We start from the raw sequence: 20467 nt of genomic DNA on the forward strand, positions 1-20467 counted from the left end.
AACCTTTCCTGCGTGTTTCTTGTACTGAGATAAAGACTCAGTTGCATGGTGACTGTTTGACAAGTCCGTTTCAGAGTCTTCAAGGCCAGGACTTACTCGTCCTTACGCTCAAAGCGATTATGGTCTCTTTGATTGAATTTTTCCATGTTTTTTTCAAAAACTTCAGTTAAGTCGATATTCAATGAATTAGCCATGATCATCGTAACGAATAAAACATCACCAAGTTCTTCTGCTACCGAGTTAACTGGTTCAGAAGCCTTTTTGCTTTTTTCTCCATAAGTGTGGTTGACTTCTCTTGCCAATTCACCTACTTCTTCAGTTAATCGAGCCATCTGAGCTAATGGAGAGAAATACCCCACCTTGAATTGCTGGATATATTCATCCACTTCCTGCTGCATACTGTATAAAGAACGCTTTTTATCCATCTTTTTCCCTCCAAAACTATCTTACCAAAACTTTAACGCAAATCCTAGATAAGAGCAATTGAGAAAATCGAATTTCCATGCTACATTTAGGAAGGAATTTCTAAATGGAAATTCTGTGAAAATACATAATTGAAAGCTGGAATTCATATGGTCAAACGAAAAACAGTAAAAGAAGTTCTTTTTATCATTATAGGAACAAGTATTTATGCATTTGGTCTTGTTTACTTGAACATCGCTAATCATTTAGCAGAAGGGGGAGTCTCAGGGATCACCTTGATCTTAAGAGCTTTATTTGGTATTGATCCAGCTTATACGACTTTATTAATCAACATCCCATTGATTTTACTAGGAGGAAAGATCCTCGGTAAACGTTCCTTGGCCTATACTGTTCTAGGTACACTTTCTTTGTCATTCTTTTTATGGATCTGGCAAAAGGTTCCACTAGAAATCAATTTACAGCATGATCTACTGATCGTTTCTCTACTTGCGGGTTTAGTTGCAGGTGTAGGAAGCGGGATCGTCTACCGCATGGGTGGAACAACAGGCGGCAGTGATATTATCGCTCGGATTTTAGAACAAAATTACGGCATCACTATGGGGCGTTCCCTATTGGCATTTGATATCATCGTCTTACTTGCTTCATTAACCTATATCGACTTGAAACGTATGATGTATACATTGATTGTTTCGTATGTTTTCAGTCGTGTGATTGATTCGATCTTAGATGGCGGATATTCTGCAAAAGGTCTACTTGTCGTCTCCAACAAAAGCGAAGAGATTGCACCACTACTGATGACCGGTCTGCAAAGAGGTGTGACTTTCCTTTCTGGAGAAGGCGCATTCTCTGGTAATTCAAAAAAAATCATCTATATGGTCGTTAGCTCTAGTGAATTAACTGAAGCTAAGAGGATCGTCCACGAGATTGACGAAAAAGCTTTCCTTTCAATCATCAATGTGCATGAAGTGGAAGGGCAAGGCTTTACTTATTTGAAGCCACAGACAAGATTACTGAAAAAACTATAAGAAAAAAGACAAAGATAGGCTATGAGGAAAGATTCCACATCCAGCTGACCTTTGTCTTTTTTAGTACTATACTATTTTTAACTAATTGTTATGTTCACTTACCCGGTTACTTTTCTTTTGTGTCTGCAAAAGGATCTTTCGGTTAACTTCATCAGATAATTTCAAAAAAGCATCCCTATCTCCATCTTCTAGTGCTTGATCGATTTGAGCATAAAGCATTTTTAGTTTTGCCTCTTCTTCTTTTTCTTGAAAATATCGTTCAATTAATTCAGTATCTTCTTCACTGACTGAAGAATCCCAAGAAGAAAATGGATTGTCTTCTAAGATAGATAGATATTCTCTTGTCTGCCAAGCATTTTCGAATATACATTCCACATATAAAGGCTTTTTCCAATTCAAACGGATTTCATGAAAAATCTGGTCTGTGTCCGTAAATTCTTTTCCCTGCAAAAACAAATTCATGGGTTCCCCTTCAACAGATAGATCACTGATCTGCAGTCCTCGATCCGCAAAATTCGCCCCTTCAACAAAGTGGACATTGCTTAAAATCGCTTCATGATTGGCAAGATAATTCAAGATCCAAAAAACTTCTCTTCGGCTAAAAGATACATGATTGACCATCCACGTTAAAAAATTCTTCTTTTCCCGTACATCAATTAGCATTTTTCTCACCTCTCTGTTAGGTCATCTAATAATGACAGTGCCTCCATATCTCCTGGTTCAAGTGTTAAATAATAAGTCAATAATTCTTGCGCTCTTTTCAGCTGCCCTTCTTCTCTTAAGAAAAAGGCATACTCTTTCAAGAAATCTGGTTCATGTGATAGTTCATGATAAGCCTGTTCATAGTGTACAGCTGCAACGGTAAAGTCTTCTAATTCATTATAAGCATGGGCTAGGTTCCATTCTGCATAAGGATTAGCAGTTTCTTCCATCTGATTGATCACTTGTATCACATCTTCATATCTTTCATCATCCAAGTAAAGATTGCTTAAAGTAAGTAATGTTTCATCTTGTTTGTCTCCTACTTCTAAAGCTTTCAGTAAAAGTTCTTCTGCTCGCTGTCTATCATGCAGACGGAAAGCATTTTCCGAGGCCAGGTGATAAAGTTCGACTTGGTAAGGATTTTCTTTGATTCCTTCTTCTAACACTGTTTGTGCTTCTTCAATCATTTCTTCTTCTTGAAGAGCTTGTCCTAGATATAGATATAACGATTGATAATGCGGATTAACTTCTCGAAGTTCTTCCAGATAGTTGATTGCCTGCTGATTTTCTTTCAATTGAAGATTCGTAAAAGCTAGCTGGAACAGTCGATCATCTGTCCTTTCTTCTTTCAGTGCTTCTTCTAAAGGTGCGATAGCTGCTTCGAATTCTCCTTGCATACTTAAGGATTGTCCTAAACGTTCCTGCATCGAGATTCCTGAAATTTCATTTATCCCGCTTGCCAACAATGTTTCATAAACCACTGCTGCCTCTTTGAAACGATCAACTGAAAAATACAATTCAGCTAGCGCAAACTGGATCAATGGTTCATCAGGAAGCAACCCAGCTGCTTCTTTCAATTTTGCTTCACTCACTTCAGGGATTCCGATAACTTGGTACAAATCAGCTATCGCCAATAAGCTTTGCGGATAGTAATCACTTTGCTTATCCACTTTTTCCAGGTATTCAAAAGCTAAGTCGATCTCATTATCTTCGATTGCAATTTCTGCTAACGGGATGTTCAGTCCGTCATTTTCTGGGTATTGGTTGATCAGTTGTTCAAAAATCTGTTTTGCTTCGATCAAAAAGCCAATAGCCAGCAATTCTTCGCCTAGTTCAGCTAATATATCTGCTGGGTCTTCTTTTAATGCTTTTTCTAAAAAGATTTGTGCTTGTGACAAGTCTTCATCTGATAAAGCTTGCAACATTTTTTCGCTATTTGTATTCATTTCAATTCCCTCTTATCTCACTGACGATTTGTTGAAATACCGTCATTGTTCTCAATAATTCTTTTTCGTTTGGACGTTGGTATCCGTCTATTATACCTATTTTTTCTAAAACAAGCATTTTTTTGCTTTTTTCTGCCAAAAAAAGAACTTTTTCCAAATACTCCATCTTTGAAATCTGTTCCAGCCAGTGGATTGGATAGCCAAGCAAGTCCAGCCACACAAAAAAGTTTTTTAGTTGGAAATCAAAAGGATATGCTTGGAGATTCCACACGAAATGAAACATCATTCCTAAAAATTTTTTCATACTAGCAGAAAGTAGATGGCCATTTTCGGTCAGATAAAAAGCTTGTTCAAACAGTTTACCATAATTTGACAGGTTTTCTGCCTCTAATTGATAAAAATAGATCATTTCTTCGATCATCCCGGCAAACGGCCGAGTCGTTAATTGCTTTTTATTTGGATAGTTTTTATACAGATTTTGCAAAAAACGATGATCACAAATCATTCCGCAACAGATAAAAGTCAAAAAGTCAATCTGCTTTCCGTCCACTTGCCGCTCGCTGATCGTTTGATCATAAACGATGCGTTCTGGCAGATTGATGGTTTGCAGTACTACACGATTTGGTAGCTGCAAAATCGTCCGCTGCGGTGTTAATGCTCGGCTTAGAGAACGGATCGATACAGGGATCATCCATAGTGATGAATCAAGGGTTGTATGTTTTTGAAAAAAACCTGCCAGATCCATGATCCCTTCATTTCCAAATCCGATGACAAACATGGATTGATTTTCGGGATAGCGTTTGACGAAATCAAGCAGGTTCTTTAATTCTGTTAAATGTTTGCATTGAGTGTTGGCACAAATATACCAGTCATTGTTTGCTTGATTTGCAAATAACGGGTTGATCTTATCTGCAAACAAATCATAATAGCGCTGATTCGTTAAAAATAAGATTGGCTGATCAATGGAAAGTTCTCTTAGCTGGCTGACTAGCGTTTCTCCGTAAAACACTTTCGTCAACGCATCTTCTACTTGATAATCAAGTTCCATACGCATCCCTCCTCTTCTTATTTTTATTTTACCATTAGTAAGCAAATTCTAGAAAAGATAAGAGCAAAGCTCACCTCATAACTTGGAAATAAATAAAAATTATATGATTTGTCAAATTAAGCTAGAATAAAATGCTTCTTGTACATAGCTCAAAAATATTTCGATTGGTGTTCTGTAATTCAATGATTTTCTTGGAATATGATTACGTTGATTGCTGACACTGGAAATAAATGTCTGATTCACTTCTCTAAAATCCATTGATTTCGGCAGTCCATTACGACGCAGAATCCCGTTAGAATTCTCGTTTAATGGGCGTTGAGAAGGTGTTCCAGGGTCCGCAAAATATATATCAATATCATGTTGGTTACTAATGGCTTTCCAGTTAGAAAATTCTTTTCCACAGTCAAACGTAATAGATTTAAAGAAGTTTTTAGGGAAGCGAGAAAACCATTGATTAAGGGCAGTTTCAATATCTAATGCCTTACGGCCGTTGGGTTTAATCGTGATAATGACTTTAGATAATCTTTCAACTAAAGTAATGACGGCACTTTTATGATGAATGCCAACGATCGTATCACCTTCAAGGTGACCAAACTCAGAATTGAAATCAGGATAATTATCAGGTCGATCATGGATTGAGCGCTGATACTGTTGTTTTCCCCGTTTTTCCTGATGGCCATTGGGTTTTCTTTTACCTTTCATCGGTAGTGTGTCAATATCAAATATTCCTTTAGAAAATAAACGATAAAGGGTTCTCATACCGCATGAAACAGGTCTTTCTTTTCGCCCGATAATGACGTCAGGCGTCCAACCAAGAGTGACTTTCTCTTTAATGTAATCTACTTCATGAGCAGGTAATTGAATGACTTTTCTACCACATTTTTTCTTATTTTCTTTATACTGGTGCCAATAATCAAGAGCAGTCTTACCTTGCTTGAACTTATTGACTACATTATAAATAGTTTGTATAGCACGTCCCATTCGGTTAGCGATTTCAACCGGCTTATTATGTTGAAGATAATATGATTCTATCATTGTCAGTTCGTCTATGGTAAGATGTTTGTAGGTCATTTATGGTTACACTCCTTTGTTTTCTTTCGTCGGAAATACAATTTGAGTGTACCATAAATGCCTTTTTATTTTTCTAACTTAATTTTACAATTCGCGTTAAATAAAATACATGTGTTTTCTATGTATGACATACGGATTCGGAATCTCTGTCTCTTATTTATTTCTTTTCTGCTAGGAAATAAAAAGAAAAGCACTTGTAGCCCTAGAGCCACAAGCGCTTTTTCAACTGTCTTATTTAACAGCGTCTTTTAATGCTTTACCTGGTTTGAATGCAGGTACTTTGCTAGCTGGAATTTCGATTTCTTCACCAGTTTGTGGGTTGCGACCTTTGCGAGCTGCGCGTTCGCGAACTTCAAAGTTACCAAAACCGATTAATTGAACTTTTTCGCCGTTAGCTAAAGCATCTTGAATAGTTGAAAATACAGCATCTACTGCTGCAGTTGCATCTTTTTTAGTTAAATCAGTAGCTGAAGCAACTTTTTCGATTAATTCTGCTTTGTTTGCCATGGATAGATTCACCTCCTCCACAAGAGATATGATAGAAATATCATTTAGTTAAAACTTTCTGAGTGGTCCAGAAGTTTAAAAAGAAATATTGATTAACTTCAATATTCTGTTATCACGATATCATATGAACCGCTTAATAGCAAGGTTTTTACCAATTTTCACATGCTTTTTTTAGTCATAGAAACGTAACAAACGAAACTGTCTTTTTCTTTTGAAAAAAAAACGTCGATATGGTAAAATGCCTATTTTCTCCTACGAGGGATAATTCGGATGGACGTCCCTTCAAAAGTAAATGCTTTTCTGATTTGATTTTCTAAGAAACGTTCATAAGAAAAATGCATCAATTCCTCTTCATTGACAAAAACGACAAATGTAGGTGGTTTGACAGCGACTTGTGTAGCATAAAAAATCTTCAGGCGTTTTCCTTTATCTGTTGGTGTTGGATTGATTGCTACAGCATCCATAATGATATCATTCAACACAGCCGAAGAGATACGAAGATTCTGGTTCATACTTACTTGTTCGATCATTTCAGGCAGACGTTCCAACCGTTGTTTAGTCACTGCAGAAACAAAAACGATTGGAGCGTAATCAAGATACCGGAATTCATCACGAATCTCTTGTTCGAAATCACGCATTGTATTGGTTTCTTTCTTTACAAGATCCCATTTATTCACGACGATAATAATTCCACGACCAGCTTCATGGGCGTAACCCGCTACTCGCTTGTCTTGTTCCCGAATCCCTTCTTCAGCATTCAGTACCATCAAAACGATATCAGAACGGTCAATGGCACGCATTGCACGCATCACGCTGTATTTTTCAGTATTTTCGTATACTTTTCCGCGTTTACGCATACCAGCTGTATCGATCATTAAGAATTTCTGACCACTTTCAGAAACGAAGTGGGTGTCGATTGCGTCTCGGGTCGTTCCTTCAATATCCGAAACAATTACACGTTCTTCTCCTAAAATCGCATTGATCAAAGAGGATTTACCAACATTTGGGCGACCAATCAAACTAAACTTAATCGTGTCGTCGTCCTCTTCTTCAGTCTCTTCAGAGAAATACTTCACTGCTTCATCTAAAATATCACCAATCCCTAGTCCATGGCTTCCTGAAACAGGATAAGGATCGCCTAGCCCTAAGGAATAAAATTCATAGATATCGTTTCTCATTTCTGGATTATCTACTTTATTGACTGCTAAAATCACTGGTTTATTACTTCTGTATAAAATTTTCGCAACCATCTCATCTGCGTCTGTCACGCCTTCGCGTCCGCTGACTACACAAATGATTACATCTGCTTCTTCAATCGCGATTTCTGCTTGATGCTTGATCTGATCCATAAAAGGTTCATCGCCAAGATCAATTCCGCCTGTGTCGATCACGCTGAATTCTCGACCTAACCATTCACCTTTTGCATAAATACGATCACGAGTTACTCCAGGAGTATCTTCGACAATCGAGATACGCTCACCAGCGATGCGGTTAAAAATCGTAGACTTACCGACGTTCGGGCGGCCAACGATTGCAATTGTTGGATTTGCCATATTATTTCCTCCTCACAAGTTTCCAATCTCACTTAGTTTAACGAATGCATTGCCAACTTTCAAGCATAGATTGTCAATTAAACGAAGTATTTTTATTCCTTATTGAAATACTAATCGCTTTTCAAAAGAAAAACTGAGACAAAAGCAGCTGCTTTCATCTCAGTCACAGATACAAAATCAATTATTTTTCAGAATCATCGGTTGCTTTTTCTTCTACTTCTTCTTTCAACGCATCACCTAAAATGTCTCCCATAGTAAATCCAGTATTTTCTTCTGGTAATTCATAAGACTCAACATTTTTTGGTTCTTCTTCTGAAGCTGGTTTTTCTTCTAAAGCTTTGATACTCAATGCAATACGATGTTCTTCTGGATGGATCTCTAATACTTTCACTTTCACTTCGTCACCTTCATGAAGCACTTCATGTGGTGTCGCAATATGTTTATGTGAAATTTGAGAGATATGGACTAGCCCTTCTACTCCAGGGAACACTTCAACAAAGGCACCGAAGCTTGTCAAACGTTTAACTGTTCCGTCTAATACTGTGCCAACTGGAGCTTTTGTATCGATTTCTGACCAAGGTCCAGGCTGTGTGTCTTTGATTGACAAGGAAACACGTTCTTGTTCAGGATTGATAGACAACACTTTGACATTTACATCATCATTGACAGCCAATACACCACTTGGTTTTGCTACATGACTATGTGAAATCTCTGAGACATGGACTAGACCGTCAATTCCGCCTAGGTCGACAAATGCGCCAAAATCAGTAAGACGTGCAACACGTCCACTGAGAACATCTCCCTCATGGATAGTTGAAAGAATTTCTTTTTTCTTTTCTTCTCTTTCGTTTTCCACTACCGCTTTATGCGATAAGATCAAACGATTTTCTGATGGTTCGATTTCGATGATTTTAAAGCTCAATGTTTTGCCTTTATAGTCTGAAAAGTCTGCAACAAAATGATCTTCCACCATTGATGCAGGGACAAAACCACGTACACCGACGTCAACGACTAAACCGCCTTTGACAACATTTGTAACAGGTGCTTCGATCACCTTGCCCTCTTGAAAATCTCTTTCGATATCTTCCCAAACTTTTTTAGCATCTAAACGGCGTTTTGAAAGTAGGTAGCTGCCGTTTTCTTTATCTTTGCCGATCGTACTGATAACGACTAAGTCTAATACATCACCGACTTTTACTACTTCGCTGATATCTTCTACCGGCAAAGTTGATAATTCTTTTGCCGGAACGACTCCTTCAACTCCAGCCCCTTCGATTCCGACAATCACTTGTTTGTCTTCAATGACTAAAACTTCGCCCTTAACAACATCGCCAACTTTTACTTCTTGTACGCTTTTCATTGCGTCTTCCATTGACTGGTTGTTCTCTTGATTTTGATCAAATTCTGTCATAACACTTGTCCTCCTAACCAACATTCTGCCGTAAGTACGGTACTGTTTTTAGTTTAATTGATTATTCAAAAAAAATAAAGCGATTTCGTTCGTTTTCCTTGAAAAAACAATTGTTTTTCATTTTTTTTCTTAACGCCGATTGTAAAATTAAGCTAGACAACTAAAAAAGCCATTTGTGCTACACTCAAAATAGTTCTGACCAAAGAATTATAAGGAGTGAGTACAAATGACCTATACCCATCTTACAACGGATGAACTTGTAATGATAGAGTCTTATTTCAAAATAAATCAATCTGTTGCGAAAACTGCGCATTGCTTGAATCGTTCAAGACAAACGATCCATAAAGTATACCTATTCTTCAAGCAAGGAAAATCAGCCTTAGAATACTATCAACAGTATAAGAAAAACAAATCAAACTGTGGTAGACGCCCGCTTGTTTTACCCGAGGAACAATCAGAATATATTCAAAGAAAGGTTGTTCAAGGATGGACACCCGATGTGATTGTTGGTCGTGCAGCGTTTCCTATTCGTTGTTCTGCTCGTACCATTTATCGTATGTTCAAAAAGGGGCTATTTAATCCTTCTGACTTACCGATGAAAGGCAAGCGTAAACCGAATGGACATCAAGAAAGGCGTGGAAAACAAGCTTTCCGCCGCTCTATTCATGAACGTGAAAAAGATTATAGCCAATTCTCAAATGAGTTTGGTCACCTTGAAGGTGACACTATCGTAGGTCTGAAACATAAAAGTGCTGTAATTACCTTAGTTGAACGATTATCAAAAGTTATCATTACATTGAAACCGTGTGGTAGACAAGCGATTGATATTGAAAAAAAATTAAATCATTGGTTTGAATCTGTACCGAAAAATCTATTCAAATCCATCACTTTTGATTGTGGAAAGGAATTTTCAAATTGGAAACAAATCAGTAATGCCAATGATATTGCCATTTATTTCGCTGATCCAGGAACACCGTCTCAAAGAGGCCTAAACGAGAATTCTAACGGATTGTTACGTAGAGATGGTTTATTGAAATCTATGGATTTCAATTCAGTAGATGAATCTTTTATTCAATCTGTCACATCTAAACGAAATAATATTCCTAGAAAATCACTGGATTATCGAACACCTTTGGAAGTATTTTTGAGTTACGTAAGTATTGATGATTTGTCTAACTTAATTTGACAATTAAGATAATTTAAAAAAGAAGATAACCTTTTTTCAAAACAACAGCTTTTATTGCTGCAACGACTTCTGGAATCGATTTGCCAGTCGTATCGATACGAACAGCATCCTCTGCTTGCTTCAGCGGAGAGACGTCCCTTGTTGAATCATAATGGTCTCTTTCCTGTATCTCTTTCGTCAGTGTTTCAAGATCAGTCGGAATTCCTTTTTCTTGGTTCTCTTTGAAACGTCTTTCTGCACGCTCACTTACGCTTGCTACTAAAAAGATTTTCACTTCTGCATTCGGTAATACAGCTGTCCCGATGTCTCTTCCGTCCATGACAACGCCACCGCGTTCCCCTATTTTTCGTTGGATAGCAACTAATTCTTCTCTGACTTTTCCATGTGCAGAGACTTCAGAAACAGCTTTTGTGACATCTGGTTGACGGATTTCTAATGTCACATCTTTTGATGCTATGAATACATGCTGTCCATCTTCTTGTTGCGAAAAAGAGATAGGATACTTTTTGATCAGCGAAACTAGCCCTTCTTCATCTGAAAAAGATACATTGTTCGTAATAGCTAAATAAGTTACTGCGCGATACATGGCACCGGTATCTGTATAAATATAATTCAATTCTTTTGCTAATATCTTGGCAACGGTACTTTTCCCAGATGAAGCAGGCCCGTCGATTGCAATACTGATTTGTGTCATGATATAACTCCTTTTTCTCAAAAAAAAAGCCGCAAAGCGCGGCTATTATTATTTAATTCTTAATTCTTGACCAGGGTAAAGCATAAAGTTGTTTGGATCTAAGCCATTCAATTCAAACAATTGATCAGTGGTGATCCCTGCACGCTCAGCCACTTGTTTTGGACCTTCGCCTGCTTGAACAGTCGTTGTTGAACCGGCTGCAGCTGATGAAGAAGGTGTTGTTTCTGCTGCATTGCTGCTTGAATCCCCTGCTTGATAAGTTGCCTCACTTGAGGAAGTCGGTGTTGTCTCTGCTGCAATACTGCTTTCTGACGTTACACCTGTATCTTGAGACACAGTAGATTCTTCCGCGATTGTACTAGATTCTACTGTTGAAGTCTCAGTTGACTCCTCTTTTGTTGTACTTGTAGAACTTTCTACTACTGATGTCGAAGTTTCAGAAGAAGTTGCTGCTGTTGCATTGTTGCTTGATCCATTTCTGATCCAGAAATAAGCACCTGCTGGAATAGCGATACATAAGACCAGTAAAATCAAAAATAGCGAAAGAAATAATGTATTTCCTTTCTTTTGTTGTCTCTGAGAACTTCTTGATGAAACTTCATCATCTGTATCGTAGATTGGTTGTTCCCATGGTTCTTGTGTTTCGTTATTTTCTGTAGATTGATGTCTATCTTTTCTGCTCACTGTTTTACCTCCTAAACTCTATCGTGTGTATTATACCATAGGAAAAAGTGTCTTGTCCTAAAAAATCAATGTTCCATGTTTTTTTTAAATAAATTTAGTAAAATCGTTTCCCAATGAAGTTGTTCAGTCTTAGAAAAAAGCTTCCTCTTTGGCAGAAGTTCTGCTTTTGCTCCATCAATATCACAACAATTCTGCGGCTTTTCGGAGAGTTTTTCGCCAAAATAAGCTAAGATGAATTTTCTGCGGCAGTTTTCTTCATTAATATAGCGAAGCATCTGCTGCAGGCGGAATTCTTTTTCTTTTTCCTGACGTTTGAGCCGTTCCACCCAATTTTCTGGTTTTTCAGACTGCTGGATCAGCTCCATCCATTTTTTTTGCAGCTCATCAAAGGGAGCTTGCTCTGTGGCATATTCCAAATAAAGCTCAAAACTTTGTCGCTGTTCTCTAGAAAGTTGATTAAAGAAATAATGGATACGTTCATCCCCACTTTGATAAAAAAGAATTGCTGCACTTTCTTCCTGATCTCTGCCTGCTCGACCGATTTCTTGTACATAGTTTTCTAGACTGTCTGGCAAATCATAATGGACCACATAACGGATATCAGATTTATCGATCCCCATACCAAATGCATTCGTAGCAATGAGAAACTGCAGCTGATTTTTTACAAACTGCTGTTGAAGTTGTCTTCTTTGAGCTGCATCAAGACCACCGTGATAGTATCCAACTGTAAAACGTTCCCTGAATAAATGATACAAGCGTTCGACTTCTTTTTTTGTTGCACAATAAATGATTGCCGCTCCTTGTGCTCTTTCCATGAAGTGTTCAAGTTCTTGTTCTTTTTGCTGCGTTTTCCGAACAAAAAGCGAGATATTTTGCCGATTGACTGATTGTCTGATCTCTTTTGGTGGTCGATCAAATAGTACATGACGTATATCTCTTGCTACTAAATCTGTTGCTGTCGCCGTTAGTGCCAGTGTGACCGGGTTTCCTAAAAGCTTTCGGATTTTCCCTAACTGTTGATATTCTGGACGGAAATCAACTCCCCATTGAGACACGCAATGAGCCTCATCTACTATATATAACGCAATATTTTGTTTTTTCAGATGCTCTAAAAGAGAAGGATTAGTCAACATTTCGGGACTCAAAAACAAAAATTTATATTGCGATAGATGACGGAGGACGTATCTTCTTTCAGATTGCGAAAGTAAACTATTGAAAGCAGCTACTCGTTTCTCCCCTCGTTTTTGTAATTGCGTCACTTGATCTTCCATTAGAGAAAGCAGCGGTGACACGATGATGACCAGACCTTCCATTAAATACCCCGTCAATTGATAGCAAAGGCTTTTTCCCGTTCCTGTAGGCAAAATAGCGAGAGTATCTTCTCCATCAAGCAACGCCTGAATGATTTCTTCTTGGCCGGGACGAAATGAATCAAATCCAAAATATTTTTTTAATTCATTTATTAACATTCTGTATCGCTTCCTTTCTCAATAGATAGATTTGATACAAACGAAATTCTCCATAATCTAATTGTCCATCTACATTCCATTCGCTAAAGCGCCACTCTCGCACGGAATCCTTATTTGGTTCCAAACGTTCGATTGTTTCTGCAGAGAGAATCCGCTCGTATGGAAAATCATCAAAAAACAAGGCCCACTCAATAAGATGATCTGTTACTGTTCCTCTTTTTAAATGACGGATTGCCATGATCTGGTCAATTGTCTGACCATTCATAAACATCTGCTTGGTGATCATCATACTTTGATTGAATTTTTGCTGTAATAATGAATCGATCAAAGCGTGCCAAAGCGAATCTGGCCGTTTTTCGATTTGTGCTAACAAAAGGTGGATACATCTGCTTTGTTGCAGATAAACCGCTGACTCATCATTGTTTTTTGCCAGCTGATAAGGAAGCAGCCCTGTTCGCTCATTTCCAGATAATTGGTTAGCTAAAAAATCTGCTGCTTCTTCTGGTATCTCCGAAAACAGCTGCATCAAACTCTCATACGCAGTATCAATCAAAATTTCACGTGGCAATTGGCTTTCACTAAGCCATTTTTTTAGTTGGAAAGTATAAAAAGGACTTGTCTCTGCTGGAAGATAGTCTTGAATACCCGTTGCCAGATTAGAAATTACTTGAACAGCAAATTTAATGAGCCGCCAACTAGTTTCCCCTGTTCTGCCATAGCGGTCAAAACGCAAACCAGTATGTTCTATTTGATGTTCGGAAAACATATCAGCCCCTACAGGCGTTAGCTTTGCTTCATTTTCATTTATTTCGATCCAACCTTGCTGCGCAATTTTTTGCAAAATTTGATAAAACTTATCCTGCTTCAATTCTGGAAAACAGTTATGGATAAACAAAAGTTCGTGGGTAAATCCATAAATAAGTACTGAAGTCGTTCGTTTTCCCACAAGGAGTTGGTAAAGAGAACTAATCCGCAGCTTGTGTCCTGATGAAAATAGCGATAAAATAAAAACAATCATATTATTCTCCTTAAGTTAGGATGGTTAGAAATGTCACTACTATGTAAACTTGTACCTGAACGCTGTATTGCATGCGGTCTTTGTCAAATCGAAACGCCAGATATTTTCGATTATGATGAAGAAGGAATCGTTTTATTTGCCCAAGAACCAGAGGCTCATCAACAGTTCGTGATGCCGGAAGAAGAAACATATGTAAAAAAAGCGTATCAAAAATGTCCAGTTCGAGCGATTTTATTAGAAAATAAAATATAAATATAAACGAAACTTTAAAAACGTACACTAAGTTCTCTAAACTTGAAAATAAGCCGGGATCTGTTTCTCTTGTTCCGTGAAATCCCGACTTATTTTGAAAGATTCATTTGCTATCTATAGTTAATTGACTAGTTTTTTCACGGACCCTATAGGACCCATTTATATTATTTCAACTTTTTCAGCCAGTTTTCCAATGTATTGACGATCACAGTTTGCTGGTCTGCGTTAGAAATTTCTGCCTCTCCATCTCCTTTTTGCTCACCATAGCTGCCAAAACCTCCATGATTTCCGCCATTGATTGATACACACTCTGTTCTTTCCGGTAAATACTGCTTAGCTTCTTGATAAGCTTCCTGATTCAATACTTTATCTTTTGTCGCCGTGATCGATAAAACAGGGACAGCTGATTCTGTCAATGTTCCTTTTTTGTCGGGATAACTTGCCATGAAGAATACCCCTTTTAAATGTTTGTCTGAATGATTCTTATTGACATAACGACTTGCCATTACGCCACCTAATGAATGACCACCGATCACATAATCGGAATTTGGAAAATCTTCTTTGACCTTATCCGCTTTGTTTCCGCCCATCACTGCTAGATCAAGTGGCATTTTGACAATAGCGACTGAAAAGCCGTTTTTTGCTAAATCTTGCGCCCAAATACTATAACTTTCTGGCTCTACGAGAGCACCAGGATAAAAAATAAGTAATGGAGACTTTCCATGATTCTTTTTCTCTCCTTCAAAAAATAAGTAATCTTCTTTGTTTTTTCCTTCTTTTACCAACACTTGCGCTTCTGACGATGGTTCGTACGTATTTTGCTGTATATAGTAATAACCGGCTCCACCGAGTAATCCTAAAATGATGACTAAGCCAATTAGTATTCGTCTAAATATTTTCACTTTCTCCCACCTTTTCTATCTGAGTGACCCCTTTTTCTTAATCAAGTATGATTATACCTAAAAAAAAATAAGAGAGAAATGCAAACTTTCCAGCATCAAATAAAAAAAGACGGAATATCCATTTGAATATTCGCCCTTTTTGTATGTTTATTTTTATTTAGCACATAAACGATACACAGCTTCTGCATAAATTTCCATTGCTTTATACATACTACTTAATTCCCATCGTTCATTCGCCTGGTGCATAAAGTCAGGAGTATCAGGGAACATCGCACCGAATGCCACACACTGGTTCATCGTACGAGCAAAAGTAGCGCCGCCTGATACAAACGGTTCAGTCATGTCTCCAGTAATATCGCGATATGTCCCCAATAGATTTTTCACTAACTCACTGTCTAGTGGCACGTATAATGAATCAAGGAAGTCAAATTCTTCATAAGTCAACCCATATTTTTCTGCTGTTTTAGTTAATTTAGCTACTAAATCATCTTTCTTGAATGTAACAGGGATTCTCATATCTACACCGATTTTTGTTTGTTCTGGTGTGATTTCCAAACTTGCAAAGTTCATCGTTAGCTCGCCGGATTGTTCATCTTCTGTTTTGCCCACGACAGCTTCACCAGTTGCATTTTCTTGAACTAATTTTCCTAAGAAATTGATTGGGCCAAAATCGAATACTTCTGAAAGAGCAATTGCCAGACGAGAAATAGCATTCACTCCTTGTGCTGCATCTTTCGCGTGGATACTTTTACCAAGAACGACGATGCCTTCACCTTGTTCTTCGAAATCGAATTCGTGTTTTTTCAATGCTTCTTTTACTTCAGAAAGCTTTTCTCCAGAGTAAGGAGCTGCATCAGGAACAACATTCAACGCTCCTCCAGCTTTTACAGAAAACTCGTTCGTTCCTGGTCCTGTCAAGTAAGCTTGCAATAAGCCTTTTTCTGCATAAATTAAAGGAAATTCAGCATCTGGCGCAAATCCTTGCGTAATTCCTTCTTCTTTTTCGTTATATTTTTCTAAACAACGCCATAAATTTTCTTCATCTGTACCAAAGATAAAACGAATACGTGTCTTGAATTCCACGCCAGCATCAATCAAAGCTTTGACGGCATACATTGCCGCAATAGAAGGACCTTTGTCATCTTGGGATCCGCGACCAACTAACCAGCCGTCTTTTATAGTTGGATCGAATGGTTTTGTTTCCCAATTATTTTCGTCCCCTGCTGGAACAACGTCCATATGACACAAGATACCGAATAATTCATCTCCAGAGCCAATCTCTGAATAACCGTAATAGCCTTCTGGATCTTTAAATGTTCTAAATCCTAGCTTTTCACTGATTTCCAATACTTTATCCAAAGCTTCAATCACTTTTTTACCGAAGGGATGTCCTTGTCCTGAATCTGCTTCATCTAGTACGGAAGGAATTCGGATCAATTCGCTCAATGATTCTAATGCTTGTTCATGATGTTGTTCTGTCACAAATTTTTTCATGATATTATCCTCCTAATATGTTAAAAAGGGTCATGTCAAATTCCTCCGACACAACCTCTTCTTCTCAAATAATGACGTTTTAAGCCTGCTCCATCAGCAAGCAGAATGTTCTTAACAAATGATGAAAGAAAAAACACTCACTGAATGGAGCTATTGACTTGTCCACGTGCTTATCGATAGCCGTTTATCGGTTTCTTCATTCTTATGATAGACCTTGTACCTGTATTTGTCTAGGTTTAGAACATTGCTGCTACACCTAGGATCACACAGATGGCTACAAATAATATCGCAATTAATTTACCGGTAAATTTCCACCACACTGAAACATCGAAACGAGCAATTGCTACAGCACCCATTACGATAGCAGATGTTGGTGTAATTAAGTTTACTAAACCAGATGCAGATTGATAAGCAGTGATTACTAAATCCTTACCGACGCCGGCAAATTCACCCATAGGTCCCATGATTCCCATTGTTGCAGCAGCTAAGCCGGAAGTTGAAGGAATCAAGAATGACATAGGGATATAGAAAATAAATGTAATAATGATGAATACACTTGAAGATAATGAACTTAATCCTTGTTCGCCCCAATGTAAGATGGTGTCTGTGATTAATCCATTGTTCATAACCACTTGGATACCACGAGCAACAGCTACTACGATTGCTACACCGATCAAATCAGAAGCACCAGCTAAAAATTCAGAGACAAATTCAGACTCTTTCATGCCATAAGTGATTGCTACTACGATGGACATTACTAAGAATAACATAGTAATTTCTGGGAAGTACCAGTCACCTAATGGAAGCATGCTTTTACCTAGAACCGTACCTAGTACCGGAAGGTTTGTTAACCAGTTTGTCAATGATTCAAAAATCGTGAAATTCGCATTCAAGGTTGTCCAAGGAATCAAACTGATGATCATGATACCAAAAGTAATAAAGAACAATACATTAACATGTTTTTGTTTTTTCGTGATTACTTCTTGACGACCGATTGCTTCAATATCGAAATGCTTCATATCTTCTTTACGTTGGTTGTATACTAATGATTTTGTTGGATCTTTTTCGATCTTTGATGCATAACGATACACATATACAATAGAAATAGCTAACAAAATAACGAACATCAAGAATCGAAGACCAATACCTTCACCCATCGAAATCCCAACAGCTTGTGAAGCTACGCCTGTTGCAAAAGGATTTACCGTTGAAGCTAGACAGCCTACTTGAGACCCTACTAATACGATTGCTACAGCTACTACTGTATCAAAGCCTACAGCCATCATGACTGGGATCAGTAAAGCATAGAATGGAATCGTTTCTTCTGCCATTCCGTAAGTAGAGCCGCCTAATGCAAATAACAGCATCAATACTGGAATAAGCATTTTTTCTTTTCCTTTGAATTTCTTCACAACTGAAGCAATCCCGGCATCTAGTGCCCCTGTTTTGTTGATAATACCTAAAAATCCACCAACAACCAAAATGAAGAAAGAGATTGGGATTGCAGCAGGTGTTTCTTTAGTTAGCTCCCCCGCTGGTACACCTAGCATCCCATTGATTGGCGCCATGAAAATATCCCACAGCCCTTGAGGATTTTGTTGTACTCGTTCATATGATCCAGCGACGATGTTGCCTGCATCGTCTACACTATAGTGCCCAGCTGGTATAAACCAAGTAAGTACAGCGATTACTGCAATAATAATAAATAAGACCGTATACGCTGAAGGCATTTGAAATTTTTTCTTTTTTGTTTGTTCCATCTTCTTCTTCCTTTCTTTTCCGTTAGAGACAACAATTTTGGCTCTAATGTTATTTTATCAAAAAGAGTATCAGAACAAAAATAATAACACGCATTTTGTAAAACTTTTGTTCAAAAAGTTCGTTTTTCCCTATTCCCTCCTCTTTTTACAGGTTTTTAAAGCTTTCTTCTTTTTCATTGTAGCGTTTCCTTTTTTTTATAAACAAACATTTTCGTCTTTTAAAATGAGAAGAATTTCACATTTGTAAAGAATTGATTGATTTTTATGCATAAATCAAAAAAATACTCAAAACAAACAAATAAAACGTTTACATTATTGCATGTCTTGTATTTTTTTCCAAAAAAAAAAAAGACCAAGAAATTTCTTGATCTTTTTGATATTTATTTGACTGCTGTATGACGTTGTTCGAACTGATGTTGTTTTCGACTTAACCATGGAAGAAGTTGCGCATGCAGCACTAAAAAGACAGCACTCACGATGAATCCTTTGATCAAGTTGAAAGGAACGATCCCAATCAGTACATAGTTTGCTAAAGACATGCCCAGCATCTGTGTTGCGTTCAGTCCTAAAAACATTAAGTAAAGAGGCGTAATAACGAAATAATTTGCGATACTCATAAAAATAGTTAGAGCGATGGTTCCTGTAATGACACCTAAAAATTTGTTTCTTCCTTTATGCTGTTTCTTTACACTAAAGAAATAATAAATCGGGAATGTAAAGATCGTTGTTGATAAGAAACTAGCAGTGTCTCCTACCAAATTATCCGGAGAAAAACCTGTAGTCAGCAGATGTAATACTGAACGCAAGAACGCTGTTGCAACTCCGGTCGCTGGACCGAATAAGAACATGCTGATCAATACCGGGATATCACTAAAATCGATCTTCAAAAAACTAAAAGCCGGCATGATCGGAAAAGCAAAATACTGTAAAACTAATGCGATCGCAGCAAACATCGCTACTGCAACCATTTTCTGTACACGGGTGTTCTTCATTTGAAATCCTCCTGTTAGGACTCCTCTTCAGCGAACTTTTTGACGTTTCTCTCCAAATGAAAAAACTCTATTTTCCAGGGAAAATAGAGTTAGAGTTATTTGATCAAGCGTCGTCAAATAAGCTCTATCTTCTTTATCCAGACTATACTGTCGGTATCGGAATTTCACCGATTCAGCTATTTTTTGCAAAATAGGTCGTGGACTATAACCACCGGTCGGGAATTTCACCCTGCCCCTGAAGACGAACCTTATATAATTTTTGTTTACATATTCATTATACATATCTATTCAAAAAACGCAACATCTAACACTTATAAAAAGTAAGTGTTCATTTTGAGTGATTCAGCAAACTGCTGACTTCTTTTTTGTTCAGTTCACGGTAATCCCCAGGACGTAGGCCTTGTAAAGTCAGATCTCCGTATTTTTCACGTTTTAGTTTTTGCACAGGAAGACCAACTGCTTGAAGCATATTTTTCACTTGATGATTACGTCCTTCGTGGATCGTCAATTCCACGATACTGTGGTTTGTCTTAGGATCCACTGATAAAATTTGGAATTTAGCTGGAGATGTTTTTCGTCCTTCGATCTTTATTCCTTTTGTCAAAGGTGCAAGCATCGATTTTGTAGCGATCCCTTTTACCTTTGCAACGTAAACTTTATCCACTTCATGTTTTGGATGTGTCAGGCGCTGAGCAAAATCTCCATCATTTGTCAGTAGCAAGATCCCCGAAGTATCGTAATCCAGTCGACCTACAGGATAGATACGTTCTTTTACCATCGGCAAAAGATCCGTAACAACTTTTCTTCCTTTGTCATCTGCAACAGCAGAAATAACTCCTTTAGGTTTGTACAATAAATAATAACCGTATTCTTCTTGATAAATTGGGACTTCATCCACTTCCACAGTGTCATGTTTCCCAACTTTTATCCCTAATTCCCTTACAACTTGTCCGTTTACTTTTACACGTCCTGCAAGGATGAATTCTTCTGCTTTTCGACGAGAAGTGATGCCAGCGTGGGCAATTACTTTCTGCAATCTCTCCATTACAA

General features: G+C 37.8%; 20 protein-coding genes and 1 riboswitch. Of the genes, 3 read left to right on the forward strand and 17 right to left on the reverse strand.

Annotation, left to right across the window (positions count from 1 at the left end; translation table 11 throughout):
* Nucleotides 1-92 precede the first annotated feature (92 nt).
* Nucleotides 93-425 carry a nucleotide pyrophosphohydrolase gene (locus tag MKX69_RS07715; RefSeq protein WP_002290045.1) on the reverse strand — a complete coding sequence of 111 codons (333 nt, stop codon included), beginning with the start codon at nt 423-425 and terminating at the stop codon, nt 93-95.
* Between the two features lie 147 nt (nt 426-572).
* Here MKX69_RS07715 and MKX69_RS07720 point away from each other — a divergent pair, with 147 nt between their 5' ends.
* Nucleotides 573-1448, forward strand: coding sequence for a YitT family protein (locus tag MKX69_RS07720; protein ID WP_341009628.1), 876 nt, complete (start codon nt 573-575; stop codon nt 1446-1448).
* A gap of 81 nt (nt 1449-1529) precedes the next feature.
* Here the strand turns inward: MKX69_RS07720 and MKX69_RS07725 are convergent, their stop codons facing one another.
* The 7 genes from MKX69_RS07725 to rpsA form a co-directional block, all read right to left on the reverse strand.
* Nucleotides 1530-2111, reverse strand: coding sequence for a ReoY family proteolytic degradation factor (locus MKX69_RS07725; RefSeq protein WP_341009630.1), 582 nt, complete (start codon nt 2109-2111; stop codon nt 1530-1532).
* 5 nt (nt 2112-2116) lie between these two features.
* Entirely contained in the window at nt 2117-3376 is a 1260-nt protein-coding gene (locus MKX69_RS07730; protein WP_002298134.1) for a tetratricopeptide repeat protein, read from the reverse strand.
* A gap of 1 nt (nt 3377) precedes the next feature.
* The gene (locus tag MKX69_RS07735; RefSeq protein ID WP_341009632.1) at nt 3378-4424 is read right to left on the reverse strand and encodes a hypothetical protein; all 1047 of its coding nucleotides are present in this window, start codon (nt 4422-4424) and stop codon (nt 3378-3380) included.
* Nucleotides 4425-4535: 111 nt separating this feature from the next.
* The gene (locus tag MKX69_RS07740) at nt 4536-5495 is read right to left on the reverse strand and encodes an IS30-like element IS6770 family transposase (RefSeq protein WP_002293280.1); all 960 of its coding nucleotides are present in this window, start codon (nt 5493-5495) and stop codon (nt 4536-4538) included.
* 231 nt (nt 5496-5726) lie between these two features.
* Nucleotides 5727-6002 carry an HU family DNA-binding protein gene (locus MKX69_RS07745; protein WP_002290178.1) on the reverse strand — a complete coding sequence of 92 codons (276 nt, stop codon included), beginning with the start codon at nt 6000-6002 and terminating at the stop codon, nt 5727-5729.
* A 242-nt stretch (nt 6003-6244) separates the two neighbouring features.
* Nucleotides 6245-7555: a ribosome biogenesis GTPase Der gene (gene der, locus MKX69_RS07750; protein ID WP_002296982.1), complete on the reverse strand. Its 1311-nt coding sequence runs from the start codon at nt 7553-7555 to the stop codon at nt 6245-6247.
* A gap of 181 nt (nt 7556-7736) precedes the next feature.
* Nucleotides 7737-8966 (reverse strand): 30S ribosomal protein S1, encoded by a 1230-nt coding sequence (gene rpsA, locus MKX69_RS07755; RefSeq protein ID WP_341009635.1) that lies wholly within the window; start codon nt 8964-8966, stop codon nt 7737-7739.
* Between the two features lie 226 nt (nt 8967-9192).
* Here rpsA and MKX69_RS07760 point away from each other — a divergent pair, with 226 nt between their 5' ends.
* Nucleotides 9193-10152 carry an IS30 family transposase gene (locus tag MKX69_RS07760; protein WP_002330482.1) on the forward strand — a complete coding sequence of 320 codons (960 nt, stop codon included), beginning with the start codon at nt 9193-9195 and terminating at the stop codon, nt 10150-10152.
* A 13-nt stretch (nt 10153-10165) separates the two neighbouring features.
* Here MKX69_RS07760 and cmk read toward each other — a convergent pair whose 3' ends face one another.
* The 4 genes from cmk to MKX69_RS07780 form a co-directional block, all read right to left on the reverse strand.
* Complete coding sequence (gene cmk / locus MKX69_RS07765) at nt 10166-10846, reverse strand: (d)CMP kinase (RefSeq protein WP_002294405.1); 681 nt, start codon at nt 10844-10846, stop codon at nt 10166-10168.
* 48 nt (nt 10847-10894) lie between these two features.
* Nucleotides 10895-11530 (reverse strand): SAG1386/EF1546 family surface-associated protein, encoded by a 636-nt coding sequence (locus MKX69_RS07770; protein ID WP_002294404.1) that lies wholly within the window; start codon nt 11528-11530, stop codon nt 10895-10897.
* Nucleotides 11531-11595: 65 nt separating this feature from the next.
* Nucleotides 11596-12999, reverse strand: coding sequence for a RecQ family ATP-dependent DNA helicase (locus tag MKX69_RS07775; RefSeq protein WP_341009639.1), 1404 nt, complete (start codon nt 12997-12999; stop codon nt 11596-11598).
* Complete coding sequence (locus MKX69_RS07780) at nt 12986-14017, reverse strand: helix-turn-helix domain-containing protein (protein ID WP_341009641.1); 1032 nt, start codon at nt 14015-14017, stop codon at nt 12986-12988. The genes MKX69_RS07775 and MKX69_RS07780 overlap by 14 nt, the downstream gene beginning before the upstream one ends.
* Nucleotides 14018-14047: 30 nt before the next feature.
* Here MKX69_RS07780 and MKX69_RS07785 point away from each other — a divergent pair, with 30 nt between their 5' ends.
* Nucleotides 14048-14269 carry a ferredoxin gene (locus MKX69_RS07785; protein ID WP_341009643.1) on the forward strand — a complete coding sequence of 74 codons (222 nt, stop codon included), beginning with the start codon at nt 14048-14050 and terminating at the stop codon, nt 14267-14269.
* A gap of 164 nt (nt 14270-14433) precedes the next feature.
* Here the strand turns inward: MKX69_RS07785 and MKX69_RS07790 are convergent, their stop codons facing one another.
* From MKX69_RS07790 to MKX69_RS07810, 5 genes are all read right to left on the reverse strand, one after another.
* A complete protein-coding gene (locus MKX69_RS07790; protein WP_341009645.1) occupies nt 14434-15171 on the reverse strand; it encodes an alpha/beta hydrolase in 738 nt (245 codons plus the stop codon).
* 153 nt (nt 15172-15324) lie between these two features.
* A complete protein-coding gene (locus tag MKX69_RS07795; protein WP_002294399.1) occupies nt 15325-16665 on the reverse strand; it encodes a M20 family metallopeptidase in 1341 nt (446 codons plus the stop codon).
* A gap of 236 nt (nt 16666-16901) precedes the next feature.
* Nucleotides 16902-18425, reverse strand: a complete 1524-nt coding sequence (locus tag MKX69_RS07800) for a YfcC family protein (RefSeq protein ID WP_002290168.1) — start codon at nt 18423-18425, stop codon at nt 16902-16904.
* Nucleotides 18426-18805: 380 nt separating this feature from the next.
* Entirely contained in the window at nt 18806-19417 is a 612-nt protein-coding gene (locus MKX69_RS07805) for an ECF transporter S component (RefSeq protein ID WP_341009648.1), read from the reverse strand.
* 122 nt (nt 19418-19539) lie between these two features.
* A riboswitch (FMN riboswitch) is annotated at nt 19540-19664 on the reverse strand.
* Between the two features lie 81 nt (nt 19665-19745).
* Nucleotides 19746-20462 carry a pseudouridine synthase gene (locus MKX69_RS07810; RefSeq protein WP_002294391.1) on the reverse strand — a complete coding sequence of 239 codons (717 nt, stop codon included), beginning with the start codon at nt 20460-20462 and terminating at the stop codon, nt 19746-19748.
* Nucleotides 20463-20467 lie beyond the last annotated feature (5 nt).

Origin of the sequence: Enterococcus sp. FSL R5-0957 (genome assembly GCF_038008005.1) — a bacterium.
GTDB classification, from domain to species: domain Bacteria; phylum Bacillota; class Bacilli; order Lactobacillales; family Enterococcaceae; genus Enterococcus_B; species Enterococcus_B faecium.